Origin of the sequence: Chryseobacterium rhizosphaerae (assembly GCF_003385455.1) — a bacterium.
Taxonomy (GTDB): Bacteria; Bacteroidota; Bacteroidia; order Flavobacteriales; family Weeksellaceae; genus Chryseobacterium; species Chryseobacterium rhizosphaerae.
In genome coordinates this window covers 42,749-55,650 of the sequence record NZ_QNUF01000032.1, presented here as the reverse complement: position 1 = coordinate 55,650, position 12,902 = coordinate 42,749, and the positions used below count along the sequence as shown (strand labels likewise).

Sequence of the window (12,902 nt, the reverse complement as noted above, 5' to 3'; positions counted from 1 at the left end):
CTTTAATAAAAAACAGATGAATTAAAAAATAAAAAAAACATATATTAATCTCAATCATTAAAAATTGAAAATTAAATTCGTAAATTTAGTATAAAATATTCTAATATTCACAAAATCATTTAAAGATAATATTTTGATATAAAAAAAATAAAATTACAGCAAAAAAATATGACAAGCCATATCAGACTTAGCCATAAAATAACTGACATGAGCAAAAATGGCAACCTTATCATTGAAAAAGAAACAGGAAATGTTTCAAATCTCTGATGTATGAAAATCAATTTTTGATTAGGATTGACCTTTTTTTGATAACAGATTTTTTTTTCATTAGTGTTTTTTCAACTAAAAAGCCTCCAGAGGAGGCCTTAAAAAACACAAATGATGAAAAAAATTTTTATATATCAGAAATAAAATAATTAATCTTTTTTCAAAAATATACTAGTTATTATTATTATTTTATGATTGAACTCATAAAATAGTTTTTATTTTATCTTACCAATTTCAAATTAAACAATGGTAAATTCTTGTAAAATAAGAAAAATATATCAATTATACTATGACTAAAGATATGTTTTTCATGGATATTCTTTTATAGTTTTACACATTAAATTAAACTTAACTCAAAAAAACGTGATAAAATTTTCTATACTTATAGCCAACTATAATAATGGAAAGTATTTTAGGGACTGCTATAATTCATTAGTCAATCAAACTTATGAAAATTGGGAAGCCATCATTGTTGACGATGCCTCTACGGATGATTCAGTAGAAGTTATAAAGTCAATTATCAAAGATGATCCCCGTTTCAAACTGTATCATAATGCAGTGAATCAGGGCTGTGGATTTACCAAGAGAGAATGCATGAAATATGCAGAGGGAGAGCTATGCGCCTACCTTGACCCTGATGATGCGATCTATACACAAGCGTTGGAAAAAACAATCAATGAATTTGCCAATACAACCGATATTGTTGCTACCTATTCTCAAATGATGCTGTGTGATGATAATCTTGTCCCTGATAAGATTTTTGCCAGCACCAAACAAGTTTACAACAGCCGGTATTTTTTTAATTGCCCTATTCAGTTTGCCCATTTTTTTACTTTTAAAAAAGAAGCGTATTTAAAAACCTCGGGTATTAATCCAGCACTTAGAAGCGCTGTAGATCAGGATCTGTATTTGAAAATTCTGGAATATGGTGATGTAAAATACATCAAAGAACCTTTATACCTCTACAGACTTCATTCCGATGGCATTTCACAGCACAGCAGTAAGCAGGGAGCAAAAGAATCATTTGCTAAAGTGATTTATGATACCATGAAAAGAAGAGGAATTAAGAAGATCAACAATCTCAATGTTCCTGAAACCTACACCAATTCAGAAGAGATCTACCAACTCCTGGCTTATCAGACCAGTACTCTTCATCGTTTGATCAACAAGATAAAAGTAACTCTACATTTATAATAAACAGCTCCTCATTTTTTGAGGAGTTTTTTTATCATCAGATCATAAGTATGAAATACAATTTCTTAACAGAGAATTATTTGCAATACCTTTTAGCGGGTATATCTAAAGCTATTATTTGAAAAATACTTAACCTTAGGTCTTTAGTTGATCATACAATAGAAAAGACCTCCAATCAGGAGGCCTAAAAAACACAAATGATGAAAAAAATCTATTCAGAAAAATCCAAACAGAATATCTTAAAATTGTTTACTATTTATGCTATAATTACATCTATAATTGATTTTACCACGAATAAAATAGCGAGTATAAATTAAGTAAACAAAGTAATTAACTTAATAATTAATTAAAAACACTCTTTTAAGAGATTGGTAAATTTACTAAATATTTTGTTTTATGCAATATTATTCTTCCCAAGTTATTGGAATATATACTGTAATATATCCATCAGCATCTACTTGGGCATCTGAAACAGTCGCTACAACTGATCCATAGCCAGTCCAGGCACCTTGTCCCTGCATTGCAGAAAAAGTATAGGTTCCTTCAGGGATTCCTTCATAATACTGAGGTAAAGCCTGAAAACCTCCACTGTAATACGTATCATACACATCTCCCGTAGCCATATTTTCAGCAAGAAAACTTCCTACATCATGACTTCCGGAAAGAATTTTTGTTCCGTTTTTAGAAAGCAAACCATATCGTATTTTATAAGTTTGTGCTTTTGTTTCACTCTTTGATACCTCTGGACGTGCTTGCGACTCTGTCTTCATACTATTATCAGTAGAAGACCATGAAACAGCAGTACCCAACAATCCGATGAAAGCCAGTGCTGTAAATGTTGTTTTTTTCATATTGAAAGTAATTTAGTTTCTCAAAATTAATGATCTCAGATTAATTCAACGAAAACTATTAATTAATTAAAATTTACAATTGTTCAAAAAAACTTTTAATTCTCCAACACTGAAAAGCTTCTGAATAAATAGCAAGAATTGTACTAAAACACAAAGCTTTCATACGATATTTATCATGCTTCATTTATTACCATTTATCTTTTTTAATAATTTTAACATCCTTTAACTGAAATTTGGCTTCATAATTGGAAATAAAACTAAAACTACAGTCGTTTAGGCTCTAGCTTATTAAAATTTGAATTATGAAAAAGGTAATATTAGCAGGTTTTTTATCCGTTTTTTTAATGACGGCCTGCAAAAAAGATGATAACAACAGCGTTGCTGAAAAGTCTCTGGAAGTACAAAAACTTGAGTTTCAAGCTAAGCAGCTTGAAATAGAAAAACAGAAATTAGCTATTGAAAAGGAAAAGCTGGTTTATGAAGCACAGAAAAAATCTGACAGTATCTCAGAAAGCAAAAAAGCAAAAGCTGCAAATAATTCAAAGCCACAGGTGATAAGAGAAACCAGAACTATATACAGAGATAGAAACTCCGGTTCTAGTTCTAACTCTAACTCCAATTCCGGAGGAAGCAATGGAGACTATGCAGATAACGGAAGCAGTTCTTCACAAGGTACAACTACAAAAAAAGGGATGAGTAAAGCTGCTAAGGGAACCATCATTGGTACTGTAGGTGGGGCTGCTGCAGGAGCTATTATCTCTAAGAACAACAGAGGTCTTGGAGCTGTAATTGGTGGTGTCGTAGGTGGCGCTACCGGATATGCCATAGGGAGATCAGGAGACAGAAAAGACGGCAGAGTACAGCCACGCAGATAATATTTTTTCACAATACAATATAAAGATTGCTTATTTTTAAGCAATCTTTTTTTATGATACTGATTCTTTTTTCTGCTATTTTTATCATACCTGTCTTGATAGGTGCAGGTAAAATTATGGACTTTTTCTGGGGCAGTCCTCTTCCGGGTCTTGCAGGAAAAGCTTTAGCAGGTATTTTAGGAATAAGCATAGGATGGACCCTTCTTTCTTTTTTTATTCCCCTGAATATTTATGTAGAAATAGGTACTCTTGCATTCGGATTTCTTTTCTTTTTTAAAAATAAACTGTACCGGGAGTTATACCACTTTTCGGGAAAGGATATTTTTTTAATGACCACAGTATCATTTATTATTGTGTTAGCCGGTACATTTTCTCCATATATACTAGATCATTTTGGCTACTATGTACCCACCATAAAATGGCTTACTGAATATGGATTGATAAAAGGAATTTCCAACCTTGACTTTACATTGGGGCAAATGTCTATATGGCATATTTTCCAGGCCGGGTTCTCAAATTTCTCAGATCCCTTTTTAAGAATCAATACCATCCTATTGATCATTTATACCATTTATATTACTGAAAGAAAAGCATGGATTCATCTATGTTTTCTCCCTGTATTATTATTGTTCTCACAATCACCAAGCCCAGATCTTCCAGTGATTGCTCTTTCTTTAATTATTTTGAATGAAATAACAGCAGGAAACAGAAACACAACACTTCTTTTTGCATTTTCCATTTTTATTTTTGCCATAAAGCCTACCATGATCTGGCTGCCCATACTGACTTTCCTTTGTGCTGTTTTTATTTTTAAATCAGATTTTAAAAAACTGTTTTTTGGAATTTTTATTCTCCTCGTATTTTTTGCAAAAAACATCTGGACATTTGGCTATCCTATATTTCCTGTTGCCATTGGCGAATTGGGAATGCCCTGGAAACCTAACCCCGAGATCTTAAAAACTTCTTCACAATATGCCATTCAGAAAACTTATGATATGCAGTATTCCTATGAAGAAATTCAAAGGTTCTCAACATTTGATCACATTAGAAACTGGTTTCTCCTAGACGGAATAAAATCCAACATCAACATCCTGTTTATTATAAGCCTGATTGCTTTCTCAGCATTTGCCTGGATCAAAAAAAGAAAGCTGATCTCTTTACTCTGTATTTCAGTATTGATAAAAAGTATACTTGTGCTTGCTTTTTCAGCTCAATACAGATTTTTTATAGACGTGTTCTTTGTGATATTTTTTATATTCTGTTATGAATATTTTGACAAACGAAAATCAATCGCCGTTTTCTCAGCTTTGAGTATATTTTTTATTTCCATATTGTCTTTCCCCAACTTCATTCAGGAACATCTTCCAAGTTTTAGACCCGGAAATTTCATCGCCGGATTTGAAAAAAAACAATTTTACCAACCATCAACCTATGAATATCAGCAATACAATACCTTTGAGGTTGGCAATTTAAAATTCAATGTTTCTAAAAATTATCCTTTTAATTTTGACACTCCTCTTCCCGCCATATCAACAAGTTTTATTTTTGACGACGTCAAAGCAGGAATATTCCCTCAACTTTCCGATAAAAATGATATCAGAAAAGGATTTATCTGGAAAAAGCTCATTTCCAGAGAGAAAATGGAAGCAGAAGATGTTATCCATAATATCAAAGACACTGATAAATAGAACAAATACTGAAACTTTATTATATGGAGAAAAAAAGGTAATTTTGTATTATGTTCAACACATTAGGTAATCTTCTTAGTCTTACAACATTTGGAGAAAGTCACGGAGTGGCTTATGGCGGTATCATCAATAATTTTCCGGCAGGTTTAACGGTAGATCTCGAAAAAGTTCAGTACGAACTGAACCGAAGAAAACCGGGGCAGTCTGCTATTGTTACCCAAAGAAAAGAAAGTGACACAGTAAAGTTTCTTTCAGGAATTTTTGACGGAAAAACAACGGGTACGCCAATCGGTTTTATCATCGAAAACGAAAATCAGAAATCAAAAGATTATGACCATATTGCTGGTGCATATCGTCCAAGTCATGCTGATTTCACCTATGACCAGAAATTTGGGTTTAGGGATTATCGTGGAGGCGGAAAATCTTCAGCAAGAGAAACAATGAATTGGGTAGTTGCGGGTGCATTTGCCAAACAGCTTCTACCGGAACTTGAAATAAATGCTTACGTTTCTTCTGTAGGAGATATCTTCTGTGAGAAACCTTATCAGGCCTTGGATTTTTCTCAGACAGAGAGCAATGACGTACGTTGTCCGGATGCGGAAACTGCTGAAAAAATGATTTCAAAAATTAAAGAAATCAAAAAAGAAGGCAATACCATCGGTGGAACCATTACCTGTGTTATTAAAAATGTTCCTGTGGGAATTGGTGAACCTATATTTTCAAAACTTCAGGCAGAACTGGCAAAAGCAATGCTGAACATCAATGCGTGTAAAGGTTTTGAATATGGCAGTGGATTCTGTGGGGCAAAAATGACCGGAAAGGAGCATAATGATGCTTTCAATACAGATTTCACTACAAAATCTAATCTTTCAGGAGGGATTCAGGGTGGAATTTCCAATGGAATGGATATTTACTTCCGTGTAGCATTCAAACCTGTAGCCACTATTTTAAGACCTCAGGACAGTATAGATAAAGAAGGAAACCCTGTCATTGTAGAAGGAAAAGGACGTCATGATCCATGTGTGGTTCCAAGAGCAGTTCCTGTAGTAGAGGCTCTGGCCGCATTCGTATTGGCTGATCTTTTTTTGATCAACAAAACAAGAAATATCAATAATTTTTAAACATAATTTTTTGGTAATGAAAAATTACTGGGATAAAGGAATTTCATTTGAAGAATACCTTCAAATTGCAAAACAAAGATTAGAAAATCCAGCTGACCAACAGGAAGCGGACTACAAACAATATTACGAACTGGGACTTCAGAGAATGGACAGAACTCTTAAGAAGTATGTTCCCGATGAAGAACAGTTGAAGGAATTAGCTGATAAAAATTTCGATGGAAAGATTTTAATTATTTCCGAGGCATGGTGTGGAGATGCAAGTGCTACTGTACCTGCTCTTTTTAAATTTTTTGAAGGCCATAATGAAATCAGAGTTTTCCTGAGAGACAGTGATAAAAGCCTGATCAATCAGTTTTTAACCAATGGAACAGAGTCTATTCCTAAGGTAATTATCCTGGATAAAGATTTTAACGTAAAAAATTCATGGGGTCCGCGTCCAAAATATGGATATGAACTGCTTATGAAATATAAAGCTGATCCTGAAGGATATCCAAAAGACAGTTTTTACAATGATCTGCAGATTTATTATGCAAGAAACAGAGGTAAAGATTCTATTCAGGAAATTTTAGATTTATTATAAAATAGATCTGACACTTATTAACAGTAAAAAATAGTAAATGAAAAAGAACATTATTTATATTGTACTCATCGTCATTATTGGCATCATTGCTTTTGTGCCTGGAATAAGGAATTTTATGAAAGATCAGTTCTTTCCTATTGCTACTATTGAAAATGCTGTACATGTAAGTGAAGAAGATTATGATATCGACCTTAAAGGAATTAATGCTCCAAGCACCAACCTTAAAAACTTTAAAAATAAAGCTGTTTTTCTGAACTTCTGGGGAACATGGTGTCCGCCGTGCAGAAAAGAATGGCCTACTATTCAGAAGCTATATGATTCCAGAAAAGATAATGTTGATTTCATCCTTATTGCCATGAATGATAAGGAAGAGGACGTAAGAAAATTTTTGAAAGAAAATAATTATACTGTTCCTGTGTATATTGCTCAAAGTCCTATTTCTGAAAAAATTCTTCCTAAAGTATTTCCTACCACTTTTCTTTTAGATAAAACAGGGAGGATTATTATTAAAGAAGATGCATACAGAGATTGGAACACAGAGACTGTGCATCAGTTCATTGACAATATTATTAAATAATCATTTTTAACTAAATTTTATAATTTGTTGGTATAAGATTTGCGAAATTAACATCGTTGAAAAACTTATTTAAAACCAAACACAAAATGAAATATTCAAAGTTAAACATTGCTAAAGAAGCTATCAATCACAAAGGTTTTGTGAGAAAGATTCCCGACATATTCAGAATGGTAAAAATGTGGAGAAAAGGAGTTTATCCAATGAAATCCATTGACATCATTCTTCCTTTACTCGGAATTTTATATATCATCTCCCCTATCGACCTTCTTCCTGAATTTGCCATACCGGTACTTGGAGTAATGGATGACTTAGCGGTATTATCGTTAACTATCCCCAAGCTCATCAAAGAAGTTGATAAATTTTTACTTTGGGAAGCCGAGCAAAAATATAGCGGAGCCAAAGTTATTGATGCTGAAATTATAAAATAATAGTTTATTATAGTTTTTAAAACCATCCTTCAGGGTGGTTTTTTATTTACAAATAGGTGATAAATTTTTAAGCCTTATTTCAAATCCTTAAATTTGCAATATCTAATAAAAAATAATGGAAAGTAAAAAAGAATTCTTCTTAGAGTGTTACAAGCTGGGTATCATCAAATTCGGTAGGTTTACCTTAAAAAGTGGTATTGAAAGCCCATTTTATGTAGACTTAAGACCTTTGGCTTCAGATCCGAAAATTTTAAAAAATCTTGCCAACTACTTATTGGAAATGCTTCCATTAGATAATTTCGATCTAATCTGCGGAGTTCCTTATGCTGCACTTCCGATGGCTACTGCGATGTCATTGGAAAGTTACATTCCATTAATTATTAAAAGAAAAGAAGCTAAAAGCTACGGTACCAAAAAGCTGATTGAAGGTATTTATCAGAAAGGTCAAAACTGTCTTTTGGTGGAGGATGTTATTACTTCAGGAAAATCTTTGCTGGAAACGATTCCTGAAATCGAGCAGGAAGATCTGAAAGTTTCGGATATTGTTGTGGTTTTAGACAGAGAACAGGGAGGAAAACAACTTTTGGAAAGTAAAGGATACAGAGTACATACTCTTTTCAACATTTCAGAAGTATGTGTTATTCTTCAGGAAACAGGAGAATTATCTGATGAAGAAGTAAAAAGAATTCAGGACTTCCTACAGGGGAATCATATTCAGTTTGAAGAAGAGACCAGAGCTTCATATGAGCAAAAGCTGAGCAGTACTCAGCATTCTGTTTCAAAGAAATTATTAGAAACCGCTTTGGCAAAAAAATCTAACCTTATTGCTTCTGCAGATGTTACGACAACACAGGAACTATTGGATTTTGCTGAAAAAGTAGGACCTCATATCATTGCTTTGAAAACACATATCGATATCATCTCAGATTTTGACTATGCAAAAACAATTAGCCCATTAAAAGCAATTGCTGAAAAGCATCAGTTTTTATTAATGGAAGACAGAAAATTTGCAGATATCGGAAATACTCAGGAACTTCAGTTCACCAGTGGAGTTTTCAAAATTACAGATTGGGCAGATTTTGTGACATCACAGGTTATCGGGGGATTTGAATCATTGGATTGCTTTAAAAATGTAGGAGTAGTAGCCATCGTAGGAATGTCTTCTAAAGGAGCTTTAACGACTGCGAGCTATCGTGAAGATGCTTTAAAAGTAGCTTTATCCCATCCTAATGTAATTGGTGGTGTATCCCAGAATAAAATCCCGGAAGATCTTTTATTATTCACCCCTGGAGTGAATCTAGCCGATTCGGGTGATGGTAAAGGCCAGCAGTACAATACCCCTGAACACGTATTTAAAACCTTACATACAGATTTCATCATCGTAGGAAGAGGAATTTATAAATCAGACAATCCGGAAGCTTCAGCGATTACTTATAAAACTGAGGGTTGGAATGCCTATATTAATTCTTTGGAAAAAAAGACAACTCAGGGTTAAAATCCTATAAAGTATTTACAAAATAAGTTATATTTGGTACTTTATCACTTATATTTGAAAAAGATCACGATTTGCCTTATTTTGTTTTTAGGAGTTGTACAGGTTTCTGCACAAAAAGACAGCATATACATTGAAGCAAAGTTGTCTGCTGACAGAAAAACGCTTGAAGTCAATCAGGAAATTGTTTATTACAATCATTCTGACAAACAGCTTCAAACCCTAAAACTCCTGAACTGGATTTCCGCCTATCATAAACGTGGAACCTCACTTGTCTATAGAAAGCTGGAAGACAGAAACAATGATCTGCACTTTGCAAAAGCTGATCAGCTGGGTAAACTTCTGGAGCTGAATATTAAAAATTCAGAAAACCAGCCCATTTCTATCAATGCTCTTTCGGATGAGAATTTATTTCTTCCACTAAAAGAGGCATTACAACCCGGCGAAGCCGTTACTTTGAAATTACAGTACCGGATACAGCTTCCTGATAAAACATTTACAGGATATGGTACAGCCGACCAGAATACTGCTTTAAAATATTTCTTTATTGTTCCGGATCAATTTGATCCGGACAATATTTCTAAGAAAGAATATCGTGATATTGAAGAATCTGTAAGTTTCAATACTTTTTGGACCGTCAATTTTGATATTCCTGTCAATAGTTTTATTGAAAGTAATCTTCCGCAGGTTCAGATGAATTCTTTTAAAGGGTATCTGGATTCTGACCCTGAATTTATAATCTCCACCAACAGTTATCCTTCTATTAAGGTTGATGTTGATGGCTTCAGTTCTGAGGTTAAATTCGGATACAATCTGAAACCCGAAGAAAAACAAAACCTGGAATTCCTTCTGCCCTTACAATTGAAATTTCTTAAAGATAAAATTGGTTTTATTCCACAGACTCTTTTCATTTCGGATAAATTCAGAGCTAAGGAAGACTTTTTCGGGAATAATGATATTAGATTCTGGAAATTCAGATTTCAGTTATTTACAGATGCTGAAAAAACCGATCTTGATTATTTTGGAATCATAACAAAAAAAATTCTTGATGAGAATATCATTGCCGATAAAGAGAAAGATCACTGGTTTAAAAACGGTTTAAAATCTTATCTTGAGATTCAGTATCTGAAAAAATTCTATAAAGACACCAAACTTTTAGGTGCCCTTCCGGAGACCAAATTATTCGGAATTAAGCCTTTAAAAATATTTCACGCATCCAAAGTGAAACTTTTGGATCGGTATGGATTGGCTTACCAATATATCATGCTGCAAAATCTGGATCAAAAGATTGACGACAATTTCTCTTCATTAAGTAACTTTAATGACATGGCTGTCAGCAGCTTTGAAACAGGAAGTCTATTTGATTATTCGGCAGATAAAATGGGGAATGACACTTTCAATGGGGTTGTGAAAAATTATATTTCACAAAATTCCGGTAAAAAAATAAAGCCTGAAGAATTTCTGAGTGACCTCAGTGAAAAAGATAAAACCTCAGGATACCTCACCAATTTTCTTAAGCAGAAAAACAGGGTTAACTTTAAACTGAAAAACATAAAAAAAGAGAACGATTCTCTACATATCAAAATCACAAAAAATACAGATGCCCCCATTCCTGTAAAACTGGAAACCCAAACCCGGGAGGGAGAGAAAAAAGCCTATTGGATAGAAACAGAAGAAAATAAGAATAATAATGAATTATTTCTTCCTGCATCAGATAATATTTATAAAGTCACCTTAAACACAGGCTATAGCTTCCCGGAATCAAATTACAGGGATAATTTCCTGTACGCAAAAGGTATATTTTCGAATGCTAAAAAAATCAAGCTAAAACTCATCAAAGACATTCCGGATCCTGAATACAATGAGATCTATATCAGTCCGAGAGTACGTTTTAATAATACCTACGATAAATTTCTTTTAGGAATCAATCTTAAAAACCAATCATTCTTTGATCAGAAATTTTTGTATTCATTTACACCAATGTACAGTTCAGGAACAGGAAAGCTAACCGGATCAGGAGCAGTCTCCTATTCTTTTCTACCTGCTGAAAGTATCATTCGAAGCCTTACTTTTGGAGTTTCCGGATCTTATTTCCACTATGATTATGGATTGGCCTACCGAAAAGCATCGGTACTTTCTAATATAAGCTTTAGGAAAGATCCCCGAAGTACCATAAGCAGAAGCATTGGGATGTCTTATAATTATTTCGACAGAGATCTCAGCCCTGTTATGATTGCTAATAATGATTACAAAAAGTATAACCTATGGAGCTTTGGGTATGGCTATAGTGACAATCAGATGATTCATGAAAAGAGTTTCAGCATCAGCACACAGGGAATGGAAGATTTCAATAAAGTTACAGCTGAAGCCTTTTACAGATGGGAATTTGCCCCAAAACAAAAGCTGAGTTTACGTCTATTTGCAGGATATTTTTTAAGAAATGACACCCGAAATAATTTATTTAATTACGGAATTTCAAGGGTTTCAAATTATGCTTTTTCCTACAGTCTTTTGGGTGAAAGTGCCAACAGTGGTATCCTTTCTCAGCAATTTATTTTGGCTGATGGAGGGTTCAAATCATTTATACCGGGCTCCGTTAATAAATGGATTACTTCCTTCAATGTAGATTCCAGTGTATGGAAAATATTTCATGTATATGCTGATGCAGGGATCTATAAAAATCAAGACCGTCCCACAAAATTTATCTGGGACAGCGGTATAAAAGTAAGAATTATTCCGGATTTCCTTGAAGTTTACTTCCCAATACAGTCTTCTCTTGGGTTTGAACCTTCATTTAAAGACTACGCAAAACGGATCAGATATACTCTTGTTCTCAATCTGGGGACCATTATTAATGCTGCCAGAAGAGGTTGGTATTAAACAATGGCTATATTTTTAATGCCGGGTATTAACGAAGTACTAAAAAAATAAAAGGCTATCTTAGTCTAAGGTAGCCTTCTCTATAAAAAACTAATCCCTTACAATTTTCTGAGAAATAGGGACATTATTAATTGTTCCTGTTACAATATAAGTTCCTTTAGGTAATTCTGCAATATCGAGAGCTAAGGCCGTCTTTGTAGGGGCTTTTTTCACGACACGTCTGAAGGTATCATACACTTTGACATCAGTAATTTCGGATCCGAAAACAATTTCATTACCTTTTATAAATGGATTTTGTACAAAACCGGACTTTGCAGTACCTTCAAGAGAGAAATCAACCTGATTGTCATTGCTGCTGCCCATTATCCTTTTGATCCCCGTTGTTATTGTTGGAGACGGAGCTGGGCCGTCACCCATAAACTGATCTGCGTTGGAGCCATATCCTACAAAATCCAGTACATTGGATGATATAGGTCCGGGAACCTGTACATTATTGGCAGCCAATGCAATTTTTCCTGAAACTCCTGAAATATGTAATCCCTTTGACTGATTAGGAGTTGCATCAAAATTGGTTACCGTTGTGGCAATATAATCCGGAGTTGGCAAATTTATGGTCCCACCGCTAATCCCAGCCTCCTGAATCAGGTAGGTTTGATCCGGATTCAGGGTAAAATCCGGTAATGTATGATATTGGTTAAATGCTCCTACTGCAGGGGCATACTGAATAGTAGCTCCGGATAAAGAAACGGGAACATTTCCTATATTTTTTAATACAATATAATTATTTTTTAATACAGCCCCGGAATTTTCGTTCCCTCCGTAGATCTCATTGATAACGATTTGAGCATGTGCCACTACAGCAAACAGTATTAATCCTGCAATAGTAAATGTTTTTTTCATGGGTGTATAATTTTAGCAACAAATTTGAATTAAAAATATCAAAAACAGT

General features: G+C 33.9%; 11 protein-coding genes. 9 read left to right on the top strand and 2 right to left on the bottom strand.

The annotated features are described in order from the left end of the window. The first annotated feature begins 630 nt into the window (after positions 1–630). Positions 631–1,461, top strand: a complete 831-nt coding sequence (locus tag DRF57_RS20470; protein ID WP_228406074.1) for a glycosyltransferase family 2 protein — start codon at positions 631–633, stop codon at positions 1,459–1,461. Positions 1,462–1,865: 404 nt separating this feature from the next. Here DRF57_RS20470 and DRF57_RS20465 read toward each other — a convergent pair whose 3' ends face one another. Further along, positions 1,866–2,312, bottom strand: coding sequence for a hypothetical protein (locus tag DRF57_RS20465; protein ID WP_115920566.1), 447 nt, complete (start codon positions 2,310–2,312; stop codon positions 1,866–1,868). A 302-nt stretch (positions 2,313–2,614) separates the two neighbouring features. On the opposite strand from DRF57_RS20465, the gene DRF57_RS20460 reads away from it, so the two are divergent. From DRF57_RS20460 to DRF57_RS20425, 8 genes are all read left to right on the top strand, one after another. Continuing rightward, the gene (locus DRF57_RS20460; RefSeq protein ID WP_115920564.1) at positions 2,615–3,187 is read left to right on the top strand and encodes a YMGG-like glycine zipper-containing protein; all 573 of its coding nucleotides are present in this window, start codon (positions 2,615–2,617) and stop codon (positions 3,185–3,187) included. A 116-nt stretch (positions 3,188–3,303) separates the two neighbouring features. Next, on the top strand, positions 3,304–4,875 hold the full coding sequence (locus DRF57_RS20455) for an LIC_10190 family membrane protein (protein ID WP_228450389.1): 1,572 nt from the start codon (positions 3,304–3,306) through the stop codon (positions 4,873–4,875). Between the two features lie 50 nt (positions 4,876–4,925). Continuing rightward, positions 4,926–5,996, top strand: a complete 1,071-nt coding sequence (aroC, locus tag DRF57_RS20450) for a chorismate synthase (RefSeq protein WP_047490213.1) — start codon at positions 4,926–4,928, stop codon at positions 5,994–5,996. Positions 5,997–6,012: 16 nt separating this feature from the next. Continuing rightward, positions 6,013–6,576, top strand: a complete 564-nt coding sequence (locus tag DRF57_RS20445; protein ID WP_047490211.1) for a thioredoxin family protein — start codon at positions 6,013–6,015, stop codon at positions 6,574–6,576. Positions 6,577–6,613: 37 nt separating this feature from the next. Beyond that, positions 6,614–7,153, top strand: a complete 540-nt coding sequence (locus DRF57_RS20440; protein WP_047490207.1) for a TlpA family protein disulfide reductase — start codon at positions 6,614–6,616, stop codon at positions 7,151–7,153. Between the two features lie 86 nt (positions 7,154–7,239). Then, a complete protein-coding gene (locus tag DRF57_RS20435; RefSeq protein WP_047490446.1) occupies positions 7,240–7,581 on the top strand; it encodes a YkvA family protein in 342 nt (113 codons plus the stop codon). Between the two features lie 115 nt (positions 7,582–7,696). Beyond that, positions 7,697–9,076 (top strand): orotidine-5'-phosphate decarboxylase, encoded by a 1,380-nt coding sequence (gene pyrF, locus DRF57_RS20430; RefSeq protein WP_115920560.1) that lies wholly within the window; start codon positions 7,697–7,699, stop codon positions 9,074–9,076. Positions 9,077–9,130: 54 nt separating this feature from the next. Further along, on the top strand, positions 9,131–11,953 hold the full coding sequence (locus DRF57_RS20425; protein WP_228450388.1) for a gluzincin family metallopeptidase: 2,823 nt from the start codon (positions 9,131–9,133) through the stop codon (positions 11,951–11,953). A gap of 90 nt (positions 11,954–12,043) precedes the next feature. Here the strand turns inward: DRF57_RS20425 and DRF57_RS20420 are convergent, their stop codons facing one another. Further along, positions 12,044–12,853: a lamin tail domain-containing protein gene (locus DRF57_RS20420; RefSeq protein ID WP_115920556.1), complete on the bottom strand. Its 810-nt coding sequence runs from the start codon at positions 12,851–12,853 to the stop codon at positions 12,044–12,046. Positions 12,854–12,902: the final 49 nt, after the last annotated feature.

What these genes read in the sequence shown, in the direction of transcription:
- DRF57_RS20465 (WP_115920566.1), bottom strand. Translation starts at nt 2,312, where the DNA reads ATGAAAAAAACAACATTTACAGCACTGGCTTTCATCGGATTGTTGGGT.
- DRF57_RS20460 (WP_115920564.1), top strand. Translation starts at nt 2,615, where the DNA reads ATGAAAAAGGTAATATTAGCAGGTTTTTTATCCGTTTTTTTAATGACG.
- DRF57_RS20455 (WP_228450389.1), top strand. Translation starts at nt 3,304, where the DNA reads ATGGACTTTTTCTGGGGCAGTCCTCTTCCGGGTCTTGCAGGAAAAGCT.
- aroC (WP_047490213.1), top strand. Translation starts at nt 4,926, where the DNA reads ATGTTCAACACATTAGGTAATCTTCTTAGTCTTACAACATTTGGAGAA.
- DRF57_RS20445 (WP_047490211.1), top strand. Translation starts at nt 6,013, where the DNA reads ATGAAAAATTACTGGGATAAAGGAATTTCATTTGAAGAATACCTTCAA.
- DRF57_RS20440 (WP_047490207.1), top strand. Translation starts at nt 6,614, where the DNA reads ATGAAAAAGAACATTATTTATATTGTACTCATCGTCATTATTGGCATC.
- DRF57_RS20435 (WP_047490446.1), top strand. Translation starts at nt 7,240, where the DNA reads ATGAAATATTCAAAGTTAAACATTGCTAAAGAAGCTATCAATCACAAA.
- pyrF (WP_115920560.1), top strand. Translation starts at nt 7,697, where the DNA reads ATGGAAAGTAAAAAAGAATTCTTCTTAGAGTGTTACAAGCTGGGTATC.
- DRF57_RS20420 (WP_115920556.1), bottom strand. Translation starts at nt 12,853, where the DNA reads ATGAAAAAAACATTTACTATTGCAGGATTAATACTGTTTGCTGTAGTG.